Consider the following 24006-nt stretch of genomic DNA (forward strand, 5'->3'; position numbering starts at 1 on the left):
ATACTATCATTCTTCCAGGAAAACGGGTTTCTTTATGCATTCATTTTTGGATATTTATGAGTTTTGCAACACCCTCAAGCAAAAACGATACACCAAACACCTATACCAAGTAGGACAGATGTACTAAGTGTAAATGAATTTTTTAAACCAATATAGACAATAAATAATAGTAGTGCTGATGCGGGGAATCCATATAATACCCCTAAAGCAAATTGACTCAATTCTTGTTTATTTCCGCCTTCGAATGAAATCCAAAATAAACTAAGTAAACTCACGAGAGGAAGGGCAGCAATAAAGCCACCTATCGTACTGTAATGTTTAGCGACTTCAGTGATAATGCCGATAATAAGTGCCGAAACGATTACTTTAACGAGGAAATGCATATTTTGCCTCCTTCGCTAATAACGAAAATGCTTTTTCAATTAATTGTTGTTCTTCTTTTGATAACTGTGATTCTAATATTTTTATCTTTTCTTTATCTAGTAAAGTATGTTTTTCTAATCCTTCAATTCCTTCAATTGTTAATGTAAGGTTTACAACTCTTTCATCTTTTTTATTTCGCTCTTTAATGATGAAGCCCTTTTGAATAAGGCGCTTTATGTGTTCAGACGCTGTGTTATGAGAAAGACTAAGTTCAGTAGCGACTTTTCCAATTGTTATATCTTTCTCACGAGAAACGATTTGTAAAATACGAATTGCTTGGTGGGAAAGGTTGTCCTCGTATTCGTATCGTAAGTGATAATAAATGCTCTCCCAATGTTGATTAATGTTGTTCATAATAATAAATCCCCTTTTTTATATCGTATAGTAAGATATATTCGTTGTTTTAGAAATAAAATCCTTTTATTTGGATAAAAAATGTTGAAAAAGTTTATTTTTATTGAAATATAAGGTAATCTATGTGTAAAGGTATACATTTAGCAAGAGAGAGGATGATAGCTGTGAATACATTCAAATGGATTAGTCATGAACAGATGTATGTAGATGAAATACATGTTGAAAAATGTGGTCCTCTTTCAGTCGGCGTATATGGGGGAAATCAAGAGAGTGATGCATATGAACGAGGAGATGCGGTGCTGGCTTGGTGGGATCCTGAATTACAATTTGAATTTGTTATGATTTTTGATACACATCACAAAACAAAAAATATAGATTATATAATAGAAGCGATTTCGGAAAGAAAAGAAAAACTAAAAGAGTTATTCTCATATCCAATACATTTAGCTTTCCATCATACACATATGTACTTATTAGCGTTATTTACAGATGAGTTATTTATTAAAAAGTGTGATCAAGATGATGAGGAACTCGCTTGCTTAATTTGTTTACGAAAAGGCGAATTTTTATATTGGTTATCAGTTGGTGATTGTTTCGCGTATTTATTCCATTCTGAGAAAACGAAAAATGGAAAAGGACGATTAAATAAACGGAAGAATTACGAATATATTGGCAGGAAAAATATTTTTGCAGCAAATACACCTTGCTTTACGTCAGGTGTAAGAGGATTAGAAAAAGGAATGAATCACATTGTAATGGCAACGGACGGTATTTTAGAGTGTGACAAACGAAGGTTTGATGATGATCAATCTTTAGTAGAAATATTACACGACGGAAATAGCTTGCAGATTGAGCCCGTATTAACAAATGTACTGCAGTGGAAAGGTAGAGACTGTGCCACGATTATTGGATGGTCTATTGATACTGATAATAAACAATGTGCTAATTAATATAAAAGGAGTTCAAGGTTTTTATCCTTGAACTCCTTTTTGTTAAGCAATATGGATATGATATGTTTTCAACCATTCATTTACTTGTAGCATATACTCCATGGCACTTCTTGCCTCAAAATTGTTAATCTCTTTATTACTTTGATTAGCAATTGAAAGTAAGATGGAATGGTTAATAAGTGAGAAAATAGGATTGTTTTTATTGTTACACATATCAAGTGTTAAATTACGGATTGTTTGTAAGTAGAGTGGATCTTGTGAAGTTGGATAAGCGCTTTTTCTTCTATTGCGTACATCGTCAGGTAAAGCTGGTTGTAGTGCTCTACGTAAAATGCCTTTTTCAATATTATCAATACTTTTTATGTTGAAAGGAACATTCCATAAATATTCAACTAATCTATAATCACAAAACGGTACACGAACTTCAAATCCAACAGCCATACTCATGCGATCTTTACGGTCAAGTAAGAAAGGAAGGAATCTTGTTAAAAATAAATAAAACATTTGACGTTGTTTCGCGGATTTTTTACTTTCGCCTTCAAGAGTAGGTACTTCAAGTATCGCCTCTTGGAATCGTGTATCAATATAGTCTTCTAGATTACATTGGTTACTTACTTCATTTAGTAGAAGAGGAGATGTATTTTTCCAATTTGTTAGCCAAGGAAACTTATCTACATATAGTAGTTCTTCTTGATGAAACCAAGGATATCCACCGAATACTTCATCAGCCGATTCGCCGGATAAAGCTACGGTCGCATCTTTTTTCATTTCGCAAAATAGTAAATATAGTGAAGTTTCCATTTCACCAGCACTCGGTAAATCTTTCGCATGAAGGGGAACGAATAATTGATTTGCTAATTCTTCAGCATTCACAATAATATCATGATGCGCTGTCCCGACATGTTCAGAAACGCGTTTTACCCAAGGTGCATCTAAACCAGTGCGAGCAAATGTCAGTTCGAAATCTTTTGCGCTATTTACAAAGTCAACAGAATACGTATGAAGTGTTTTATTTTCAGCAGCAAATTCTTTACCCGCAAGTGCAGTAATACCGCTAGAGTCTAATCCGCCTGATAACATACAAACGAGAGGAACATCGGCAATTAATTGTCTTTTTACTGTATCTTGTAAAATAGATAAAATATGCGAAGATGTATCTTCTATAGAGTCTGTATGGAACTTACTTTCTAAATTCCAATACTTCGTAACTACTTTTTTATGACGTGTAAATGTTATAGAATGTCCAGCACGTACTTCTTGAATATGTTTAAAGACGCCACACCCTGGAGTGCGAAATAAGCCTAATCCAAATATTTCATTTATTCCATCCGCATCAATTTCAGCAGGGACAGATGGATGTGCTAATAATGCTTTAATTTCAGAGCCGAAAATAATACTGCCATTTCTTTCTGTAAAAAAGAGTGGTTTTACACCTAAATGATCTCGTGCTAAAAACAATTGTTGCTTCTGATCATCCCATAGGGCAAAAGCGAAAATTCCGTTTAAATGTCGTACGCAGTCTTCTTTCCATTCTAAATAAGCATGTAGTAATACTTCTGTATCTGAATGGGTTTCAAATGCATGCCCACATTTTTGAAGCTGCTCTTTAAGTTCACGGAAATTATAAATTTCTCCATTATAAGTAAGAGCATACGTATAATCATCAGCACGGAATGTCTTCGGCTGTGTCCCGCCTTCTGGATCAATTACAATTAAACGCCGGTGTGCAAAGGCCGCATGAGGTGAAAACCAAAATCCTTCAGCATCTGGGCCACGATGCTGAATACTATTTGCCATCTTTTTTAAAATAACATGTTGATTTGAAAGGTCTTTCTTCCAATCTACCCAACCTGTAATTCCACACATACACATCTCATCTCCTAAATTAAAATAGTAGATTAATGAAATAAAATGTACACCAAGTTAAAAAATGACTATATAAATAGTGTACTACATGAATTAAATTACAGACTTGAGAAAATTTTCTTTGAACGCATAGTTATGTGAGACAATGGCTAAGGGAAAGTATTCCATTACATACAAAAAATAAAAAAGATGAGAGAAAAAAATTTCTCAGACGTTATATAGGGTGTAAAAGCTTTTACAAAACAATAAGGGGAATCGCTACATGAAATCAAATGAGAAGAATTTTATAAAAAGATTACAGCGGCAAAAAGAAGACGCGTTAGAATTTGTTGTCGATACATACTTACCACTCATAAAGGGGATCACGCATAAAGTTCTACTTCCCATTCAAAATGATGGACTCATAGAGGAATGTATAAACGATATATTTCTTTCCATTTGGAATAACGCAAATAAATTTCATGGAGAGCCGAGTGATTTTAAAAAGTGGATTGCAGCGATTGCAAAGTTTAAAGCAATTGATTATTATCGGAAATCGACTAAAACAGTAGAAATCATTTCAGATGAGCTTCATATCAGTACAGAAAAATCAGCAGAAGACGAATTAATCGTTATGGAAGATAGGGAAGAATTATTGAAGCTCATTAATCAATTAGAGCCGCTAGATCAAAAGGTGTTCATTATGAAATATTTACTTGGTATGAGGACAGAGGAAATAGGTGACAAGTTAGGATTAACTCGGGCAGCAATTGATAATCGAGTGTACCGGGGGAAAAAGAAACTACAACAAAATGCTACGAATATTAGTTTTGGAGGTAGTGCGATATGAAAGACATTTATGAACTATTAAATGATATTGATATAGACGAAAAAGAACTAGAAGAAATTGAGGCTTCTGAAATTGAAAAGGAAAAAGTAAAACGAAATGTAAAACAATCGATACGTACGAAGAAAAAGATGAAAAGTTGGAAAAAAGGTGTCGCTGCTGCATCTATTTTAGTAGGGTTATCGGTTGCAACTCTTGGTATCGGTTTTCCTACATATGCAGGGGGATTGCCAATTGTAGGTGACATATTCCGATTTTTAGATAATGGTAGAACGGGGTTATATGAAAATTATAAAGAGTTTTCGACCGAGTTGAATATGACGAGGGAGAGTAATGGAGTTAAGGTTACAATTAATGATGTAATTTCTGATGGCAGAACATTATCTATAACGTATTCACTGGAAAGTGAGCAGGACTTAGGGGAGGATCCTATCATATTAGGTGGATTGGATATAATGGACGCTCATGGTAGTTCAGGCAGTGGTAAAATGACTAAAGTTAATGAAAAAAAGTATGTAGGTATGGTAACAACGACGCATCATGATAGCAATAAAAAGGACAAAGTAAACTTTAGATGGAATATAGAGAGAATAGAGATGCCAGATAGGAAAAAATCAATACAAGGTAATTGGAATTTCGCCTTAACTGTAAAATCAGTGGATAGTAAAGAGAGAACAATTGGTGGGAGTTCGGAAAAAGAAGGTATAAAAGCAAATATGGAAAAGGTCGCAATATCGCCAGTTTCATTTATTCTTTATTACAATCAAGAGGTTTCTAAGGGCGCGAGGAAAGAATGGGATAGTGTAGATGTTGAATTGACGGTTAAGGATGATTTAGGGAATATTTATTCGGGTGAAGGAAATGGGGGAAGTGGCAACGATCCTTACAATATCCATTGGAGTGCCACCTTCCAAAAACTAAACGAAAATGCAACAAAGCTTATCGTTACACCTCGCGTGCACTTGCGAGTACATACACCTGAAAATCATGGTGGAGTAGAGTATGTGAATGGGAAAGAGAAGAAAATAGAAGTGCCGAAAAAAGAAGCGAAGAGTAAAGATATTGTGTTAGATGATATTGTCATTGATTTAAAGAAATAAAAGAGAGACTGCCTAAAACCATTTAGGCAGTCTTTTTTTCGTTAAGAACTAGTAACGAGCAATGCATGCGGATGCTGCGTTTTATATTCATCTTTCCACGGAATATTTAGTTGTTCCCACGATTCGCCGCTATCATTGGATTGAAAGACGCCATTGTTATTTAACGTGTAAAACGTATGTGGTTCAGCCTTGTTTGTCGCAAACATCGAAATGACTGTACCGATTGCAGATGGTAGTCCTTGTTGTACTTGCTGGAAAGGAGTATCTTTCGTTTTTCGATAAATATAAGACTCATAAGGGATACGATGATGAGCCAGATCAGCACTTGGCGCGGCAGAAACTAGAATCGTATTACAATCAGCTGGATCAATTGCCATGCTGTATAAATAATGATGTTCAAGTCCTTCACTACATGAGATCCAGCTGTTTCCATTGTTATAACTTTCAAGATAAGCACGATCAGGTCCGCCCATAAATCCGTCACCACATGATGCATAAAGGCGATTTGGTGCTTCAGGGTGCATAAGTAATTGATGAGCATCGATAGGAGCACCGAATTTTTTATCAATCCATGTATGCCCTTTATCGTTACTTTGAATAACAGCACCAGCTTCGATTGAAACGTGTATTGTATTAGGGTTGTTTGGATCAACTGTAATCCAGCGTACGTGATGGGTAAAAGGTCTAGGCGGGAAAGCCCACGTATAAGAAGATAATAATGATTTCATATTTTTAAGTTCAGTCCACGTTTCACCACCATTTTCAGAGCGAAATAAAGCGCTCGGTTCTGTGCCGACATAAACGACCCCATATCCGTTCACTTGTTCATTTGAGCTTATTGTTATGGAAGTGATAGAGGAGTGTAAAATACCATCTTCTTTAGGGAAATCAAAGTAACGATAAGAATCTCCAATTGGTCTCCATGAATCCCCGCTATCGTCACTTAACCATAGACCTCGTCCAAATGTTCCGCAATATACACGGTTTGGGTGGAACGGATCAACAGCGATACAGGTAGGTTGCATATTTTGTAAGTGGTAAGTCGTTTCATAGTTATCATATTGTTCTTTCACTACAACAAGTTCACGTTCCATACAGAGAAATAAACGTTTCATTTAAGTAACCTCCTTAAAATTCTTTCATTAGTAAACAATATGAAAATAAAAAAGAAGTAGTCTTGTTTTATTTGAGAAAAAGGGATTGTCTAAAAAATAGCGAAGTGTGTATACAGAGGAAGCGGGCGTTTACAATCAGTCGATTCGGGATAAAGATGGGGGGGTTGTTTCATACTAACATACAGATATTGTACTTAAAGGAGTATAAGTATGGGACATTCGCATGATCATGGTCATTCAAAAAATAAAAAGGCGTTACTAATTGCCTTCCTACTAACAACAAGTTTTATGATTGCAGAAGTTATTGGTGGATTTGTAACAAATAGCTTAGCACTACTATCTGACGCGGGGCATATGCTAAGTGATGCAGTATCTTTAGCTTTAAGTTTACTTGCGTTTAAGCTCGGAGAAAAAACAGCAACAACTGTGAAAACATATGGATATAAGCGAGTCGAAATGTTAGCAGCATTATGTAACGGTGTCGTTCTTATTGTCATTTCGGTATACATTTTTATTGAAGCAATCCGTCGTTTTAAAGAACCAGTTGAGATTGCTAGTAATGGGATGCTCATTATTGCAGTCCTTGGTCTGCTTATTAATATTTTATCAGCTTGGATATTAATGAGAGGCGGAGATGTGAAAGGTAATTTGAATTTAAGAAGTGCTTTCTTACACGTACTAGGCGATCTATTGGGTTCCGTCGGAGCGATCATTGCTGCGTTACTTATTAAATTTTTCGGATGGACTGCTGCAGATGCGATTGCTAGTATTCTTGTGTCTATTTTAGTCATTATTAGTGGATGGCGTGTAACACGTGATACGGTTCATATATTAATGGAAGGTGCACCACAGCACATAAATGTTGAAGAGGTAAAAAGTACGTTATTAAATATTCCGATTGTTAAAGAAGTTCATGATTTGCACATATGGTCTGTCACATCGGATTTTCAAGTATTAACTTGCCACTTGATTATTAAAGGTAATGAAACGCAAAGTGTTTTAAAAGAGGCTACGGATGTATTAAAGGAGAAGTTTCATGTAGAACATGTCACCATTCAAGTAGAAATAGATGGTGAATTTCACCATGATGAGACAACTTGCAAAGTATGAAAGAAAAAGGATAAGAAAAAGTGTCATAACATTTTTCGCACGGCATACATATATATAATGTGGCCACAAATACTTTGCAAGGTAAATATTTCATGAAATTACTTTACTTATAAAGAGTCATCTTTTATAATCAAAAGTGGTAATTGATAGAGATTATCATTTTCAATGATTGTAGAAAGGAGTTTTTTAAAAGATGAGTAGTCAACTCCGTTTTGCTGTTGAAAATCGTAAGAGGCATTTAATTGATGAGTTAATTGGAGCAGGTGTGTTTAAGATTCGCGACCGACAATTATACGAGCTGTCTTTAGAGGAATTGGAAAAAGAGTACGAAGATATGGAAGGTTATGCGAATATTCAGGCGTAGCTATATAGATTAGTAAAAGGAGAGCTGGTTACGATTTTGTGTAACCAGCTCTTTTTTTACTTCGTAGAAATTATTTTTTGTATTTCTTTCATGGGACGGAGCCAGTTTTGGGTCATTATTTGTTCCATTTGTTTTTCGTCCTGCTTCTGTAATGCTTGAATGATAGAGTGATGTTCTTCAATAGATTGACTTGCTGGAACAAAGTTTTGGAAAAACAAATATTCAAGACGTAAAACGTGAAGTTGCATATTTTCTAGAAAGGGTTCAATATATTGATTTTTAGCAATAGAAGAAATTGTATTGTGGAATTGTATATCTAATTCTAAAGCTTGTTTTGTGTTTTTTTTCTCTATAGAGTGCTGAAAATGATCATTTATTTCAGAAAGTAGTTGAATATCAGCGTCTGTAATGTTTTGAAGAGCTTGCTTTCCTATAATAGAGTGAAGACCAGCCATCGTTTCATAAATGATAGATACGTCGTCTAACTTAATAGGAGCAATTTTCGTTTTTTGCCCTGGTACCATTTCCACTAATCCAGAAAGCTCTAATATTTGAAGTGCTTCCCTTACAGGTGTTCTGCTTACTCCTAGTGCCTCAGCCAATTCCCCATCATTAATTTTTTCATTGGGCTTCAGTACACCTTCAATAATCCAATTTTGTAGTTGATTTAAAACGAGTGATTTTGCTGAAATTCTTCCTGGTTTTTTATAATTTTGAGGGACAGGCATAGTGAATTCAATCCTTTCATTGTATATTTTCCTTTTTTGCATGAACAAGCTTTAATTTTTGTTTCCCTTCATCCGGTTTTTGGCTTAAGATGAGCACCATTACAATGACACAAAAAGCGCCTAATAACTGAAAAGATTGAAATGGCACGTGCAATATAAGTACAGAAGAAATAATAGCTGCGAGTGGTTCTGTGCAACCAAATAATGTTGTTTCTTTCGGAGTCAGGTATCGTATGCTGTCTAAGTATAAATAAAAGGCAATAAGTGTCCCGAAAATGACGACAAATGTGATGAGCGGTAGGGTACTTAGTTTTACATATTTCATAGTTGATAATAAAATGAATTCGTTTGTAGAAATAAAGTGTACAATCGTTACACCAATACCCCCAATAATCATGCCCCATCCAACGATAACGGAGGAAGAGCATTTTTCTAACAATTCCTTTGAATATAAACTATAAAAAGCGAGAGATAATCCAGATAAAATACCCCAAATAATAGCTGGTGTAGAAACAGCCAAGTTATGAACAGACCCGTTTGTTAGTAAGAGAAAAGTGCCTACTAATGAAAGGGTAATTGAAATGAAATCAATTTTTGATGGACGAACGTTCCATTTGAAAAGTAAGTATACAGTGATGAATATAGGAGCTAAATATTGTAATAATGTTGCCACGGCAGCATTTCCTTCTTTAATTGAAGCGAAATACGTATACTGTACAGCAAGCATACCGAATAGACCAAACAAAATCATTTTAATAGCATCAGATTTTTGTTTCCAAATGCCAAATATCTCTTTTTTTCTCGTTCCGAATGAGGAAATAATGAGCAAAATAATTCCAGATATAAGTAAACGGATCGTAACTAACCATTCGGTTGAAACATTGTCATATTGAAAAAGTTGTTGTGCAGCTGTACCAGACAAGCCCCATAAACAAGCGCCGATTATGACCATTATAATTCCTTTTAATCGATTTGAATCCATATGATCTAAAATTCTCCTTTCTAAAAATATAAATTGAATACAATATGCAATATATCACAGAATGACTCGTTAATAAACTGAAATTTCTAATTTGTTTTTTGTGTATAGTAAAATATTGTAGAGGAGGGGGAGTATATGTTAGCTGGATTTTTAGTTTGTTTATTTGTTGGGTTACTTATCATTTTTTTAGTGTATCAAATACATGTGAAAAAGAGGTTGTTTTTGTTAGCAGGATATCAAGAAGAAACGTTTGTTGGAGATAAAAATAAATTAGCGAAGCTTTCAGGAGCATTTTCTTATATAGTCGGAGTTGCTACTATAATATTACCGCTTGGCTTAGAAAAAATAGGTAATGTAGTTGGTATCGTATATGCTATATTAATTGTTTTAGGTACAATTGTATTTATAATTAAAGCAAACCTATTAAGTAAGAGTGCTATAAAGTAAAAAGGCTTCATTCTACTGAAGCCTTGTATTAATTATTATGAAGTATAAGTAAAAGCCGGTATAGGATCAATAAATGTATTCCAATCTTGTCTCATTTCTTTTTCTGTTAATAGACAACTATCTAATGATTGTTCAATTAAAGAACAGTTCATATCAATTCCGATAAATACGAGTTCGGTTATTCGATCTCCATATTGTTTATCCCAGTTTTTCAATACTTCTGGTTCTTCTGTAATCATTTGATTTCTTTCAGTTTCAGGTAATGCCGCTATCCACTCACCGGCTCCTTGAATTGTAATAGAGGAACCTGCTTGAGATAGAAGCCCTATCATATTATTACGAGATGCCAGCCAGAAGAATCCTTTCGCTCTTACAACATCTAAAGGCCATTTTTCTAACCAACTCATAAGGCGCTTGGGATGGAAAGGATATTTGCGGCGGTAAACAAAGGACTTGATACCGTATTCTTCCGTTTCAGGTGTATGATGATCACTATTTAATTCTTGTATCCAGCCGGCCGATTGACTGGCTTCTTCATAATTGAATAGATTTGTGTTTAAAATTTCTTGTAATGGTACTTTGCTAAACGAAGATTCAAGAACTTTTGCCTTAGGATTTAATTTTTTTAGTAAATGATGAAGCTCTATCACATCTTCTTTTTCTAGCAAATCTATCTTATTAAGAATAATTACGTTTGCAAACTCAATTTGATCTATTAATAAATCAATAACTTCCCGGGTATCATTCTCATCGATTGCTTGTTTTCGGTCTAATAAACTTTCCCCGTCTGCAAAATCATCCCAAAATCTATTTGCATCTACAACTGTAACCATCGTATCGAGGCGGCAATTTTTCGTTAAATCAATGTTAAGAACTTCGTCTGTATAAGTAAACGTTTGAGCAACTGGAATAGGCTCACTTATACCAGAAGATTCAATAATAATATAGTCAATATCACCATTTTCAACAAGACGATTCACTTCTATCATTAAATCTTCCCGTAGTGTACAACAAATACAGCCATTTTGAATTTCTACTAGTTTTTCCTCCGTACGTGAAAAACCACCCTTTTTTATAAGAGATGCATCAATGTTTACTTCGCTCATATCATTAACGATAACAGCTACTTTTAAGTTATTCTTATTAGTCAAAATGTGATGTAGTAAGGTAGTTTTTCCAGATCCTAAAAAACCACTTAATACAGTGATAGGTACTTTTTTCATGAAACGATCTCTCCTTTAAATCGTAATGATTACGTTTTATATTAAACGATAGGAAAAGAAAAATCAATAATAAATCATAATGATTACGATTTAAGAATAGAAATAGACTATAAAATTTGTGCTGTAGTATGAAGCATTTGGACAAGCACATGTTTACATGTAAATAAAATGGAGGCGAGAAGCTTGGTCTTTAATAGAGTTTCAAAAGAATTAGCAGGCATAGCTCTTATCGCTATGTTTCTCTTTTTATTATTTTTTGTAGATTTTACAAGTCTAGTAAATTTGCACAAAAATATGCCACAGGAATGGTTGAATGTGAATACAGTATTTTTAAGTATCATTTTTGAAGCAATACCCTTTATTTTATTAGGGGTAATTGTTTCTTCATGTATTCAAGTGTTTGTGACGGAAGATATGATTCAAAAAGTAATGCCGAAATCTCCGATTGTTGCAATGATTCCGGCAGTATTTGTGGGAGTTCTTTTTCCAATGTGTGAATGTGTCATTATACCAATTGTAAGAAGGCTCATTCAAAAGGGGTTACCACTTCATGTAGGCATTGTTATTTTACTGAGTGCACCCATTATGAATCCAGTTGTTCTTTTATCTACTGTATATGCGTTTCAAAAAAATGATTACGTTGTATATGCACGCTTTGGGATAACAATTTTAGTTGCTCTATTCATAGGTCTAATTGTGTATTATTGCTATCGCGAAAGAAATGTTTTAAAAGACGTAGAGGTTTCAGTTCAAACAAGCAATAAAAAGAGTTGGAAAGATGTTATGAATCATATTGTAGATGAGTTTTTTGGTACTGGTAAGTATTTATTGATTGGTGCTTTTTTAGCAAGTGTATTTCAAACGTTTTTTGATCGGAATGTACTGGATGCAATAGCACATAACGAAGTAATTGCCCCCTTTATTATGATGGGATTTGGTTATGTTTTATCAATTTGCTCTGCAGCCGATGCTTTTATAGCGGCATCTTTTGGACATGTTTTCTCGGTAAAGGCACTTCTCGCATTTCTTGTATTTGGGCCTATGCTTGATATGAAAAATACGTTAATGCTATTTGCATATTTTCAAAAGAGATTTGTATTCTTTTTGATAGGAATTGTCATTGCATCTGTGTATACCATCCTGCAAATCATAATGTTATAGGAGGTGAGAAAGAATGGAGAAAGAGGAGCAGAAGGCATATCATCGCTATATTCGTGGCATTATTTTAATTGGTTTAGCAATGCTCTTATTTAAACTACTTGTAACAGGTAATATTTATAATTTTATCGCTCCAAAAATGATCAAATTTACGTATATAGCTTTTGTAGTAATTTTAATTTTTGGTACTGTACAAGTTTGGGGAGATGGAAGAGAGAAACAGCATGATTGTAATTGTTGTAAACATCATACAACATCAAAATCAGGGATAAAAAGTTTCTTTGTATATGTTTTATTTGTCGTTCCGATAGTTAGTGCTTTTCTCTTTGGAAGTGTAACAATTGATGGAAGTTTAGCAGGAAAAAGGGGTATGAATCAAAGTGTACAGTCGAGAAGTCTGGAAAGGAATGAAAAAGAGGGGGAACAGGTTAATTTTGATGGGCGAGAAGTATCCGTTGATCCAGAAGAAACATCAAATTTATCAACGACTTATAAAACGGAAGAGCAAGTAGTAAAAAGTATGTTAGGACAGCGTAAACTACAAGTAAAGGATAAGGACTATGTTCAAACAATGAATGTAATTGGTCAAAATGTTAATTGGTTTAAAGGGAAAGAAATTACATTCTTAGGTTTTATATATAAGGATAAAGATGTGACGGGTAATAAAACAGTAGTGGCTCGATATGGTATAACTTGTTGTATTGCGGATGCATCAGTCTGGGGGATGATTGTTACCGGGAAAAATATTGAAAAAACTCCAGAAGAAACATGGGTGAAAATAACAGGATTATTAGATGAAACGACATATAAAGGAACAGTCTTTCCACTTGTAAAAGTAAACAAAATCGAGAAAATTAATAAGCCAACTGACCCATATGTATATGATGCTTTACCTCAATAGAAAAGAATAAATTCTTCATATTTTCATGAAATAGAATCATAATCAAGGCGATAAAAAAATAAAGATAAGAGTAATTTGGTTTGTTAAAAATATGTGCAGAAGGAGTTATGCGATGAACTGGGTTACTCATAAACCATCATTTGAATTTGAAACATTTAGTCCTATTATTCGGTCACAATCTGCGTGGAGTGGACATTTAGATTTTGCATATGACTTAGTACGATTTGAAAAACCAGAAACTTTAGTTGAGTTAGGTACACATCTAGGTGCTTCTTTCTTCAGTTTTTGTCAGGGAGTAAAAGATGGAGGGTTATCGACTAAATGCTTTGCAGTAGATGCTTGGGCTGGAGATGGGCATACAGGTCCATATGGAGAAGGGGTTTTTCAAATAGTAGAAAAAGTAGTGAGTGATAACTACCTTAATATAGGAAATTTAATTCGATCTACTTTTGATGATGCTGTAGAGCGGTTTCAAGATGAAACGATAAATCTTTTGCATATTGATGGCTATCATACGTATGAAGCTGTTTCTCACGATTATAACACATGGATACCGAAAGTCGCGAAAAACGGTATTGTATTATTTCATGATATTGAAGTTAGAAGTAGTGATTTCGGCGTGTATAAGTTTTGGGATGAGGTAAAAGCGAAGTACCCTCATTTTCAATTTGCGCATTCATATGGACTGGGAGTGTTATTTCCGAAGGGTTGTAGTGATAAGTTTGAGGAAATACTTAAAAATAAAGAAGAAATACAAAATATGTATAAATAAAGATAGGGCATGCATCATTTTTATGATGTGTGCCCTATTTTTTTATGTAGAACATAATGGTGTGAATTAAAAAGTGAAGATAGTTGTAAAAAGTTTTGTTGCAGCAAATATTAAAAAAGTTAGTATGGGATTGTTCCTTGTAAATAAAGTAAAGCTTTAATACGTTCATATCAATTCGGAATTTTACAGTAGTTAATTTCTTACCTAAGTGCTTTGCACTTACTGAATTTTAAGGCGGAGGTCTTATTGGCTGAAAATATCGGGATAAATAAAAATACAACATTTTTTATATTTTTCATTGCGAAAAACGTAATCTACTTTTACAATAGAAAGGGTTGTGAATATATTATACTGGAAAAATAAATCGAAATAATATGAAAATTTTGTTTTGTCTTCGCTAATTGTATATTACATACATGTAAGACGACATACGTCATGTTATCGACTTGTAAGGAGAGAAAAAAATGAAAAGTGTAAGATTACCATCGATGCTAGAAATCATAGTTCTTTTATTACTATTTCTTGCTGTTGTCTTTTCCTTCCAAACGATTTTTGATCTCCCAATTCAATTAGCGCTATTTATTTCATGGTTTTTAGTAATTGCGCTTGGATTAAGATTAGGATTTCGTTATCAAGAATTGCAAGATGCAATTACGAAAGGGATTTCTAACGGATTAGAAGCAATACTGATTTTAGTTGCAGTAGGTGCTTTAATTGGAACATGGATTGCTGGTGGGGTAGTACCAACATTAATCTATTATGGATTAGAATTTATTCACCCTAGCATATTCCTATTAGCAACATTAATTATTTGTTCTATAACTTCTATCGCAACAGGAACGTCTTGGGGAACAGTGGGAACAGCAGGTATTGCTATGATGGCGATTGGTGAAGGACTTGGTTTACCACTTCCGCTTGTTGCTGGTGCAGTTCTTTCAGGAGCTTATTTCGGCGACAAATTATCACCACTTTCTGATAGCACAGTTCTTGCAGCTTCTATGGCGAAAGTAGATGTTATCGCTCACGTTCGAGCTATGCTCGTATTAGATGTTCCGGCTTACATTATTACTAGTATTATGTTTACTGTAGCTGGTTGGATGTATGGCGGCGATAATGTAGATTTGAATCGAGTAGAATTTTTAAAAGAAGCTTTATTAAAGCAATTTGATATTAAAATATGGATGCTTGTTCCGGCGGTCATTGTTATCGTTCTATTAGCGATGAAGAAACCGTCTATGCCAACAATTGCAATGGGAGCTTTAATTGGTGCAATTTGGGCAACTCTTTTCCAAGGGATGAACTTTGGAGAGGCGATTGGAACAGCTTATAACGGATTCTCAATTCAATCTGGTGTTGAGTTTGTTGACAAGTTATTAAACCGTGGTGGAATTAACGGCATGCTTGGCTCAGTAGCCGTTATTATTTTCGGTTTAGGATTTGGTGGATTACTTGAAAAATTAGGTGTTTTAAAAGTAATCGTATCAAAATTCGAGAAGAAATTAAATTCTGCAGGTAATGTAACATTGTCTACATTAATCGTGGCATTCTTAGCTAATATATTTGGTTGTGCGATGTATGTATCACTAATTTTAACACCAAAAATTATGGAAGATAGCTATGATAAATTAAAAATAGACCGTCGTGTATTAGCGCGTAACTCAGAAGTAGGTGGAACGTTAACTTCAGGTATGGTTCCATGGTCTGATAATGGTATTTTTATGGCTGGTATTTTAGGTGTAGCAACGTTCTCATACGTTCCGTTTATGTGGTTAAGCTTCGTATCGTTAATTTTAGCAGTTATTTACGGATATACAGGCAAATTCATCTGGTATGTAGATGATGCAGATAAAGGAAAGCAAGCATCATAAAATAAAAATCACCTTCTACAACATGTAGAAGGTGATTTTTTTATTTTTTAATAGCATTTGCTGAAGTTATTTCAATCTCATATTTAGCAATTTTTTGTTGTATCTTTTTTAAGTTTTTTTCAGTGTCTTGAATGAGCTGTAAGACATTGGTCTCCTGTTGTTTCATTAATTCTAACCTTTGAAGGATGGTAGATTCTCCTTCCATAGACCAGTCGATAAATTGTTTTATTTTTTGAATTGGCATACCAGTGTTTTTTAAACACAAAATCATCTCTAAATATTTCAGTGCTTCTTCATCAAAAACTCGATCTCCTTTTTCGTTTCTTTGCAGAAAAGGAAACAGTCCTTGTTTATCGTAATAACGTATTTGAGAAATAGTTAAATGTTGCATTTTGGCGACTTGCCCAATTGTATAATACATATCATTCATCCTTTTATTACCAAGGTATAATGCCATCTTTGTTAAATATTTTACCATTATAGTTTGTTTCACTTAATGCATATTTAATAATAATTTTAGCACTTTCAGTGGTTGTATGGCCACCGGGGGAATTTCCATTAAGATCCGTAGTTGTAAAACCAGGAGTTACTCCAAATACTTCTGGACCGTTAGTGGAAAATTCTTTACTAAAAGCTAATGTTAAAGCATTAATAGCTGTTTTGGAAGAATTATATCCTAGTGTATTAATTGGATGTGTTTCACCATTAGCAAACATTGTTAGTGAGGCCATGTCAGTTGTTACATTTATGATTTTACTGTTGCTTGATTTCTTTAATAATGGTAAAAAGGCTTGCATCATTTGGAAAGTTCCAAAAAAGTTAACTTCAAATCCTTGGCGTAAAGTTTCAATATTTAATTCACTAGGTAGCGTATTGAAGTCTAGCGCTATGCCTGCGTTATTAATTAATAAATGTAAGTGGTCAGTCGTTTCGTAAATTTTCTTTGTTGCTTCTTGAATGGATTGTGAATTTGAAATATCTACTTGAATATAGGAAACGTTTGAAACATTTAAAGATTCTACGGCTTGTTGTCCAAGTTGTTCATTACGAGCACCTAAAAATACGTGATAATCTTTTTCTGCTAATTGACGAACAAGTTCATATCCAATTCCTTTATTCGCACCTGTTATAAAAGCATATTTTTTCATATTGAATTCCTCCAGTAGTGTTATAGTAGGTTACAATGGAAAGGATACAGCCTAAACCTAAGTTTAGGTCAAGAGGAATTTTTTAAAATAAATATAGAATATCTATATATAAGAGTGAGAATTCTTATCATTTAAGAGAAAGTCTGTTATTATAAGAGATGTAGGTATTATATTTTCAAGGGGATGAAAACATGGAGTACAGAATTGAAAGAGATACATTAGGAGAAATAAAAGTTCCAGCTGATAAATTATGGGCAGCACAAACACAACGTAGTAAAGAAAACTTTCCAATTGGAACAGAGCAAATGCCGCTTGAAATTGTAAAAGCATTTGCAATTTTAAAGAAGAGTGCAGCGCTTAGCAATCAAAAATTAGGAAAGCTATCAGAAGAAAAAGCAGAAGCAATTGTAGAAGCTGCGGATGAAGTGATTGCAGGGAAATGGAATGAACATTTTCCGCTTGTCGTATGGCAAACAGGTAGTGGTACACAGTCAAACATGAATGTGAATGAAGTAATTGCAAATCGTGGGAATCAAATTTTGAAAGAGAAGGGATCTGACGTACACATTCATCCGAATGATGATGTGAACATGTCACAAAGTTCAAATGATACATTTCCAACGGCTCTTCATGTAGCTTGTGTAATCGCAGTAGAAAATCACGTATTACCAGCAATTACGAAATTAAAAGAAACTTTAGCAGAAAAAGTAACTGCATTTGAACATATTATAAAAATTGGTCGTACACATTTACAAGATGCAACGCCGTTAACTTTAGGGCAAGAAATTAGCGGATGGCACCGTATGCTTGAAAAAACAGAGCGTATGATTGCAGAGAGCAATACATATATGAAAGAGTTAGCAATTGGTGGAACTGCGGTTGGAACAGGTATCAATGCTCATCCTAAATTTGGTGAGATGGTATCAGAGGAAATTAGTCAATTTACAGGTAAACAATTTGTTTCTGCACCAAATAAGTTCCATGCATTAACGAGCCATGATGAAGTTGTATATACTCACGGTGCATTAAAAGCATTAGCTGCAGATCTAATGAAGATCGCTAACGATGTACGTTGGCTTGCAAGTGGTCCACGTAGTGGTCTTGGAGAAATTATTATTCCAGCAAATGAACCGGGAAGCTCTATTATGCCAGGTAAAGTAAATCCAACGCAAAGTGAAGCGTTAACGATGGTTGTAGCGCAAGTAATGGGGAATGATGCAACAATCGGATTTGCTGCGAGCCAAGGTAACTTTGAGTTAAATGTATTTAAACCTGTTATTGCTTATAACTTCTTACAATCAGCTCACTTATTAGCGGATGCAATTGTTTCGTTTAATGACAATTGTGCAGTTGGTATTGAAGCAGATGAAGAAGTAATTAATGAAAATGTGAATCGTTCACTAATGCTTGTAACAGCGCTAAACCCACATATCGGATATGAAAATGCAGCGAAAATTGCGAAGCATGCTCATAAAGAAGGATTAACTTTAAAAGAAGCAGCATTGCAATCTGGACTACTAACAGAAGAGCAATTTGATGAAATTGTAGATCCAAAGAAAATGATTGCTCCAAAAGAGTAATAGAAAAAGCCAGGGTTCTGAGTATAGAATCTTGGCTTTTTTGATGTTCATTTTTATGTTTCATCTACTTGCAATACTGCAAGCTTCAAAATATATTATTTGTTAGCGGGCGTATTCATTACTTTCATCTGTGGGCAGTTCTCTTTTAAGAGTGAAATGAATTTTTCTTCTTCTTGTGGTACGAAAGTGGTCACTGAGTCAAATAAATTATAATTAATTTCTAATTGTTGCCTCGTCCATTTTTTTGAACGAAGTTTTTTGCCAGAGTACTTAATATGGCGAATGTCTTTAAATGGGATTTCAGTACGAAGTATGAAACCGTGTTTTACAACAAGAGATGATTCCGTTACGTTGTAGTGAGAGAAATAGAATGAAGAAAGATTCACGATATTTAATAGCATCATGAGAGTGAAAAAAATAGAATTTTCATTTTGGAAGAATAACGAAACGAAAAAAATAATTATAAATAATGTAATGAAAATGACGTGGAATGGATTTTTTTTCGCTTTAAACTTCAAGTTAGTCACCTCGGTATACTTGTTCTTTAACTAAATTAAATCATAACATTGTGATAAAACGTGTGAATATGCATAATTGCATATTCACACGTTTTATTATTCATGTAAAATTTCTTGATGGGATAAATTCAAAAGAAGTTTTGTAATAGTGGAGTGGCATGAAGTGACTTACAAGAATAGAAAGATAGCGTTAGTCATAATTAGTTGTATGATGATTATGAGTAGTTGTGCTAATAAATTTGTTGAAGATAGAAATCGAAAGCATACATTTGTACAAGTAAGTAAGGTTTTAGTAGAGACTGTAAATAGAATATATAAAAAGTAAAAGATGTTTTCTTATACGAAAACATCTTTTTTGTAGTTAAAATTGAATACTGAAGTTTTGGAATGAGTGAATACCAGTTCCATATTCACTAATCGCATATGTATTCTGTGCAATTTGTTTAACGGTAAACTAAGGGTCTTGAAGAATATTTATGTTCTATTTCACATCCTATAAAATGAATTTGTATAAACATATTCGCTTTTCGTTGTATTAAACCCTTTTGTTAGATGTTTTTGTAAAAGTTTATAAAATGGGTAAACGAAACATTGAAATGTTTGTTTGCGTTGTGATAAAATGATGAAGTGATAATAAACGTTATGCTGATTTGTTTAGTTTTAAATAAACATTTTAAAGGAGTGTTTAGTATGAGTGATATTTCAGAGAAGTTTTGGGATGCGTCAATAGAGGAATTAAAGAAAGGGTATGTGTTTGATGAAGAAAAAGAGGAGTACATTTGCTTAGCTTGTGGTGAAACATTTATTAAAGGTGTTATTTATCAAGATAATCAAATTTTGTATGAAGCAGAGAAGTTCGTCCAATTGCATATTCAAAATGAGCATACGTCTATGTTTGATTATTTGTTAAATATGGATAAGAAATTTACTGGTTTAACGGATTTACAAAAGAAAATGGTTCAGTTTTTCCATATGGGACTGAATGATAAAGAAATTGTAAAAGAAATGGATGGCGGAAGTACATCAACAATTCGTAATCATCGATTTACACTGCGAGAGAAAATGAAGCAAGCAAAAGTATTTTTAGCGCTAATGGAATTATCAGAAGAAAAATCAAAAGTACAAACGAAATTTGTGCCAATTCATAGAACAGCAACGATGGTGGATGATCGATACAATATTACGGAAGAAGAAAATAATGAAGTATTAAAAGCTCATTTTACAGAAGGGTTAGATGGACCTCTCTCTAAATTTCCGAAGAAACAAAAGCGTAAATTAATTATATTGCGCCATTTAGTGAAGAAGTTTGATAGTAATAAAAAGTATACTGAAAAAGAAGTAAATACAGTGATAGAAAATGTATACCCTGATTTTGTAACATTAAGAAGATATTTAATCGAATATGGATTTTTAGATCGAACAGCCGATGGAAGTCAATATTGGGTGAAGTTATAATTATACGAAAAGAAAATGAATAGAAGCACAGTATTATAACAACTATACAAAGAGATAGAGATTGAAAATAGATGTTTAATAAAAGGAGAAATGAAATTTGAAACCACCTGCAGATAACAATAAAGAAGGTGCGGAGTCACATAAGTTGGAAAGTGAGAGTAAACCGATTTGGAAATCGATGTCGATGTTTTTAGTACCGTTATTATTAAGTAATGTACTACAATCAGTTGGACAATTATTTGGTATGGTAGTAGTAGGAAGATGGCTTGGAGTTAATGATTTAGCGGCTATATCAGCATTCTTCCCATTATTTTTCTTGCTCGTTTCATTTGTAATTGGTATCGGTTCAGGAAGCTCTATTTTAATTGGTCAGGCGTTTGGTGCTAAAAACGAAGATCGTTTAAAAGCTATCGTTGGTACGACGTTGACGTTTACCTTTATTATTGGAGTTGTGTTGGCGATAATAGGCAGTATTTTTGCGATGGATATTATGCGTCTAATGGGAACGCCAGAAAATATTATTGAAATAAGTGTACATTATGCACGGATTTTATTTATATCGATGCCAGTATTATTTTTATATTTCGCATATACAACATTTATGAGAGGTACAGGAGATTCTAAAACGCCATTTTACTTTTTAATTGTAAGTACAGCGCTAAATATGATCTTATTACCGATTCTTATTTTTGGATGGTTAGGAGCTCCGAAATTAGATGTGTATGGAGCGGCCTATGCATCTGTTATATCTACAGTTATTACGTTTATTGTCATGCTTGTGTATTTAAAGAAGAAAAATCACCCATTACAACTAGATGGCACGGTTAGAAAATACCTTCGAATGGATGGGGAGTTATTAAAGCTATTGCTAAGGCTCGGTATACCAGCAAGTATAAATATGATATTAGTATCATTATCTGAGATTGCCGTAATCGCATTTGTAAATCGTTACGGTTCGGATGCAACAGCTGCTTACGGCGTTGTGAATCAAGTTGCAAGTTATGTACAAATGCCAGCAGTTAGCCTTGGTATTACAGTTTCCATTTTTGCGGCACAATCGATTGGTGCGAATCAATTTGATCGATTGCAGAAAGTTGTGAAGGCTGGAATTATTATGAACTACGTCATCGGTGGTTTGTTAATATCTCTTATTTACTTATTCTCAAGAGACATCTTATCACTATTTTTAACGAGTCAAACTACAATTGAAATTGCTCATAGCTTAGTTATGATTACGTTATGGAGTTATTTAATTTTCGGTCATGCACAAATTATTAGTGCGACAATGCGAGCGAGCGGTACAGTACTTTGGCCAACTGTTATTGGAGTTGTTTCAATTTGGCTTGTAGAAGTACCCGTAGCATATTATCTTTCTTACCATACAAGTCTTGGAATAGAAGGCATTTGGATCGGGTATCCAGCAGCATTTATTGTCAGCTTAATATTACAGTATGCATATTATAAGCTTTCATGGCAAAAGAAACGAATTACACGATTAGTTAGTTAAATAGAAAAATGTCCCTAAGTTATTAGACTTAGAGACATTTTTTCGTAAGTGCAGGTTTACAAATAGCTTTTTAAAGTGATATCAAAATGTTGTCTAATGAGTGTTTTATCACTCATATAAAACTCCCACGCTTTTTCCGGTTCACCGATAATCTCAAAGGATTCCTCTGTAATATATAAAGCGCAATTATCCTCGAGTGCAATTCCTTCTATATTCCCTTGATGATTTTGTAAAAAGGAATGGAAGGCGTTCATTCTGTTTAATTGATTATAATGTGGACAAAATCTTTTATTAACAATACCCCATCCGTTACTCTCTATATAACCAGAACCTTCATAATCTGATCGGATACTAGACGTGAACCAACACATAGCACCAGCGCTATAACCAGCAATAAGTGTTCCTTGCTGCAGAGCCAATAATAATTTTTCATCGAGTCTATGTTCTTTCCATTGCGTAAGCATGTGAATATAGTTCCCGCCACCTAAATAAATTAAATCGGCTGAATGAATCATCTCGTCTATTTCATACTTAGAAGGTAAATCTGTTGTAGTACGTAAAATTTGTACTTCACAATGTAATTGTTTTTCAAACGTGTCTAAAAATAATTTTATATAGCTTTCATCATCATGACTAGCCGTTGGAATAAACAATATTTTTGGGTACTGTTTATTTGTTAATTCTATAAGGCGTTCATTAATAGGCAAGTAATTTGAATCTTGTAAATCACCGCCACCAATGACAGCTAATTTCATAGTAAAGCACCACCTAATCATTTTTGTTATATAAAAATTCGATAGAAGAGAGTTACATTCCTTCCGTAATGTAATCAATAATTAGAAAATATAGCTTAAGTATATCGGAATAGTAAAGAAACTACTGACTATATATACCAATGCATTAGAAACCATTCATTGATATATAATATTTCATACTAATGTTTCAAAATATGGAAAAAATATGTTTAAATAGATATAATGACGCATTCATTCATATTGAATTTATACTTATATTTTAAAAGGGTATCGGAAATAATAGCGATTTTCTAAAACAGTTTTTACTTTTAATAGGAAGTTTTATTACAATATGGTAAAATTATTTCAATATATTTATTTAATATGAAATACAAAGAAGGAGCGTGAAAAAAGTGGATTTTCGATTTGAATTTACAACGAAGCTGAAAGAATACTTAGACGATGAGAAGGATGAAAAAATAATAAAAGATGGACATAGAGATGTAATTTTTCACTATTTATATGCGTTAGAGACTGAAATTGGCGTTGTTAAAAATCCTAATTTTACTTTTTTTGCATCAGGAAGACGTTCACATATAGTGTTAGAAAACGTTGAATTTAAAACAGAAGTAAATGTAAAAAGTAATATAATTGAAATTACAAAAATCGTGGATAATGTAGCTATTCCATTAGATACTATCGTAGCGAAAGATCGGGAATTATTTGCCCTTGGGCGTAATGAGAAGTTTAGTGTACAAATATTAGAGCAGTACCTTTTTGATACATTTGGAGAAAAATTAGGTTTAAAATGAATGGAATAGCCTATGTATTTATAGGTAGTTAATTTTCGTATATATCATTTACGTTTGACCTTTCA

General features: G+C 33.7%; 25 protein-coding genes. 14 read left to right on the forward strand and 11 right to left on the reverse strand.

Going from position 1 to position 24006, the window contains the following annotated elements; genetic code table 11:
- Positions 1-74: 74 nt before the first annotated feature.
- Positions 75-383, reverse strand: coding sequence for a DUF3147 family protein (locus ACQRBL_RS08295; protein WP_411995724.1), 309 nt, complete (start codon positions 381-383; stop codon positions 75-77).
- Complete coding sequence (locus ACQRBL_RS08300; RefSeq protein WP_063546992.1) at positions 367-777, reverse strand: MarR family winged helix-turn-helix transcriptional regulator; 411 nt, start codon at positions 775-777, stop codon at positions 367-369. The genes ACQRBL_RS08295 and ACQRBL_RS08300 overlap by 17 nt, the downstream gene beginning before the upstream one ends.
- A 122-nt stretch (positions 778-899) precedes the next feature.
- Here ACQRBL_RS08300 and ACQRBL_RS08305 point away from each other — a divergent pair, with 122 nt between their 5' ends.
- A complete protein-coding gene (locus ACQRBL_RS08305) occupies positions 900-1727 on the forward strand; it encodes a protein phosphatase 2C domain-containing protein (protein WP_002040904.1) in 828 nt (275 codons plus the stop codon).
- Positions 1728-1769: 42 nt separating this feature from the next.
- Here the strand turns inward: ACQRBL_RS08305 and asnB are convergent, their stop codons facing one another.
- Entirely contained in the window at positions 1770-3593 is a 1824-nt protein-coding gene (gene asnB, locus ACQRBL_RS08310; RefSeq protein WP_411995723.1) for an asparagine synthase (glutamine-hydrolyzing), read from the reverse strand.
- Positions 3594-3855: 262 nt separating this feature from the next.
- Here asnB and ACQRBL_RS08315 point away from each other — a divergent pair, with 262 nt between their 5' ends.
- Positions 3856-4422 (forward strand): sigma-70 family RNA polymerase sigma factor, encoded by a 567-nt coding sequence (locus ACQRBL_RS08315; RefSeq protein WP_411995722.1) that lies wholly within the window; start codon positions 3856-3858, stop codon positions 4420-4422.
- A complete protein-coding gene (locus ACQRBL_RS08320) occupies positions 4419-5519 on the forward strand; it encodes a DUF4179 domain-containing protein (protein ID WP_000653129.1) in 1101 nt (366 codons plus the stop codon). The genes ACQRBL_RS08315 and ACQRBL_RS08320 overlap by 4 nt, the downstream gene beginning before the upstream one ends.
- 41 nt (positions 5520-5560) lie before the next feature.
- On the opposite strand, the gene ACQRBL_RS08325 is transcribed toward ACQRBL_RS08320, so the two are convergent.
- Positions 5561-6634: a WD40/YVTN/BNR-like repeat-containing protein gene (locus tag ACQRBL_RS08325; RefSeq protein WP_000825318.1), complete on the reverse strand. Its 1074-nt coding sequence runs from the start codon at positions 6632-6634 to the stop codon at positions 5561-5563.
- 210 nt (positions 6635-6844) lie between these two features.
- Here ACQRBL_RS08325 and ACQRBL_RS08330 point away from each other — a divergent pair, with 210 nt between their 5' ends.
- A complete protein-coding gene (locus tag ACQRBL_RS08330) occupies positions 6845-7744 on the forward strand; it encodes a cation diffusion facilitator family transporter (RefSeq protein WP_000510023.1) in 900 nt (299 codons plus the stop codon).
- 193 nt (positions 7745-7937) lie between these two features.
- Entirely contained in the window at positions 7938-8108 is a 171-nt protein-coding gene (fbpA, locus tag ACQRBL_RS08335; protein WP_044796735.1) for a Fur-regulated basic protein FbpA, read from the forward strand.
- Between the two features lie 56 nt (positions 8109-8164).
- Here fbpA and ACQRBL_RS08340 read toward each other — a convergent pair whose 3' ends face one another.
- Entirely contained in the window at positions 8165-8836 is a 672-nt protein-coding gene (locus tag ACQRBL_RS08340) for a GntR family transcriptional regulator (RefSeq protein ID WP_003270099.1), read from the reverse strand.
- Positions 8837-8852: 16 nt separating this feature from the next.
- Positions 8853-9818, reverse strand: coding sequence for a DMT family transporter (locus tag ACQRBL_RS08345; RefSeq protein WP_411995721.1), 966 nt, complete (start codon positions 9816-9818; stop codon positions 8853-8855).
- 135 nt (positions 9819-9953) lie between these two features.
- On the opposite strand from ACQRBL_RS08345, the gene ACQRBL_RS08350 reads away from it, so the two are divergent.
- Positions 9954-10265 (forward strand): DUF3784 domain-containing protein, encoded by a 312-nt coding sequence (locus ACQRBL_RS08350; RefSeq protein ID WP_000879383.1) that lies wholly within the window; start codon positions 9954-9956, stop codon positions 10263-10265.
- A gap of 35 nt (positions 10266-10300) precedes the next feature.
- On the opposite strand, the gene ACQRBL_RS08355 is transcribed toward ACQRBL_RS08350, so the two are convergent.
- The gene (locus ACQRBL_RS08355; RefSeq protein WP_411995720.1) at positions 10301-11488 is read right to left on the reverse strand and encodes a GTP-binding protein; all 1188 of its coding nucleotides are present in this window, start codon (positions 11486-11488) and stop codon (positions 10301-10303) included.
- Between the two features lie 168 nt (positions 11489-11656).
- Here ACQRBL_RS08355 and ACQRBL_RS08360 point away from each other — a divergent pair, with 168 nt between their 5' ends.
- The 4 genes from ACQRBL_RS08360 to nhaC all read left to right on the forward strand — a co-directional run bounded on the left by ACQRBL_RS08360 (position 11657) and on the right by nhaC (position 16187).
- A complete protein-coding gene (locus ACQRBL_RS08360; RefSeq protein ID WP_411995719.1) occupies positions 11657-12649 on the forward strand; it encodes a permease in 993 nt (330 codons plus the stop codon).
- Between the two features lie 13 nt (positions 12650-12662).
- Positions 12663-13547 (forward strand): TIGR03943 family putative permease subunit, encoded by an 885-nt coding sequence (locus ACQRBL_RS08365; RefSeq protein WP_000409940.1) that lies wholly within the window; start codon positions 12663-12665, stop codon positions 13545-13547.
- Positions 13548-13659: 112 nt separating this feature from the next.
- Entirely contained in the window at positions 13660-14319 is a 660-nt protein-coding gene (locus tag ACQRBL_RS08370) for a class I SAM-dependent methyltransferase (RefSeq protein WP_411995718.1), read from the forward strand.
- A 464-nt stretch (positions 14320-14783) separates the two neighbouring features.
- Entirely contained in the window at positions 14784-16187 is a 1404-nt protein-coding gene (gene nhaC / locus ACQRBL_RS08375; RefSeq protein WP_000843992.1) for a Na+/H+ antiporter NhaC, read from the forward strand.
- A 40-nt stretch (positions 16188-16227) separates the two neighbouring features.
- Here the strand turns inward: nhaC and ACQRBL_RS08380 are convergent, their stop codons facing one another.
- Both ACQRBL_RS08380 and ACQRBL_RS08385 read right to left on the reverse strand, forming a co-directional pair.
- On the reverse strand, positions 16228-16608 hold the full coding sequence (locus ACQRBL_RS08380) for a MerR family transcriptional regulator (protein WP_014481997.1): 381 nt from the start codon (positions 16606-16608) through the stop codon (positions 16228-16230).
- A 16-nt stretch (positions 16609-16624) separates the two neighbouring features.
- Positions 16625-17335 carry an SDR family NAD(P)-dependent oxidoreductase gene (locus tag ACQRBL_RS08385; protein ID WP_000759553.1) on the reverse strand — a complete coding sequence of 237 codons (711 nt, stop codon included), beginning with the start codon at positions 17333-17335 and terminating at the stop codon, positions 16625-16627.
- Positions 17336-17526: 191 nt separating this feature from the next.
- Here ACQRBL_RS08385 and fumC point away from each other — a divergent pair, with 191 nt between their 5' ends.
- Complete coding sequence (gene fumC, locus ACQRBL_RS08390) at positions 17527-18915, forward strand: class II fumarate hydratase (RefSeq protein ID WP_000456608.1); 1389 nt, start codon at positions 17527-17529, stop codon at positions 18913-18915.
- Positions 18916-19010: 95 nt separating this feature from the next.
- Here fumC and ACQRBL_RS08395 read toward each other — a convergent pair whose 3' ends face one another.
- Positions 19011-19433, reverse strand: a complete 423-nt coding sequence (locus tag ACQRBL_RS08395; RefSeq protein ID WP_000669072.1) for a PH domain-containing protein — start codon at positions 19431-19433, stop codon at positions 19011-19013.
- A gap of 690 nt (positions 19434-20123) precedes the next feature.
- Between ACQRBL_RS08395 and ACQRBL_RS08400 the strand changes: the two genes are divergently transcribed.
- On the forward strand, positions 20124-20888 hold the full coding sequence (locus ACQRBL_RS08400) for a DUF2087 domain-containing protein (protein ID WP_001280273.1): 765 nt from the start codon (positions 20124-20126) through the stop codon (positions 20886-20888).
- A gap of 97 nt (positions 20889-20985) precedes the next feature.
- Complete coding sequence (locus ACQRBL_RS08405; RefSeq protein WP_000804123.1) at positions 20986-22395, forward strand: MATE family efflux transporter; 1410 nt, start codon at positions 20986-20988, stop codon at positions 22393-22395.
- Between the two features lie 56 nt (positions 22396-22451).
- Here the strand turns inward: ACQRBL_RS08405 and ACQRBL_RS08410 are convergent, their stop codons facing one another.
- Positions 22452-23150, reverse strand: a complete 699-nt coding sequence (locus ACQRBL_RS08410; protein ID WP_411995717.1) for a peptidase E — start codon at positions 23148-23150, stop codon at positions 22452-22454.
- A gap of 392 nt (positions 23151-23542) precedes the next feature.
- On the opposite strand from ACQRBL_RS08410, the gene ACQRBL_RS08415 reads away from it, so the two are divergent.
- On the forward strand, positions 23543-23941 hold the full coding sequence (locus ACQRBL_RS08415) for a DUF3942 family protein (RefSeq protein WP_000347525.1): 399 nt from the start codon (positions 23543-23545) through the stop codon (positions 23939-23941).
- The last annotated feature ends 65 nt before the right edge of the window (positions 23942-24006 follow it).

This window comes from Bacillus sp. AF62 (assembly GCF_050312695.1).
GTDB lineage: Bacteria > Bacillota > Bacilli > Bacillales > Bacillaceae_G > Bacillus_A > Bacillus_A cereus.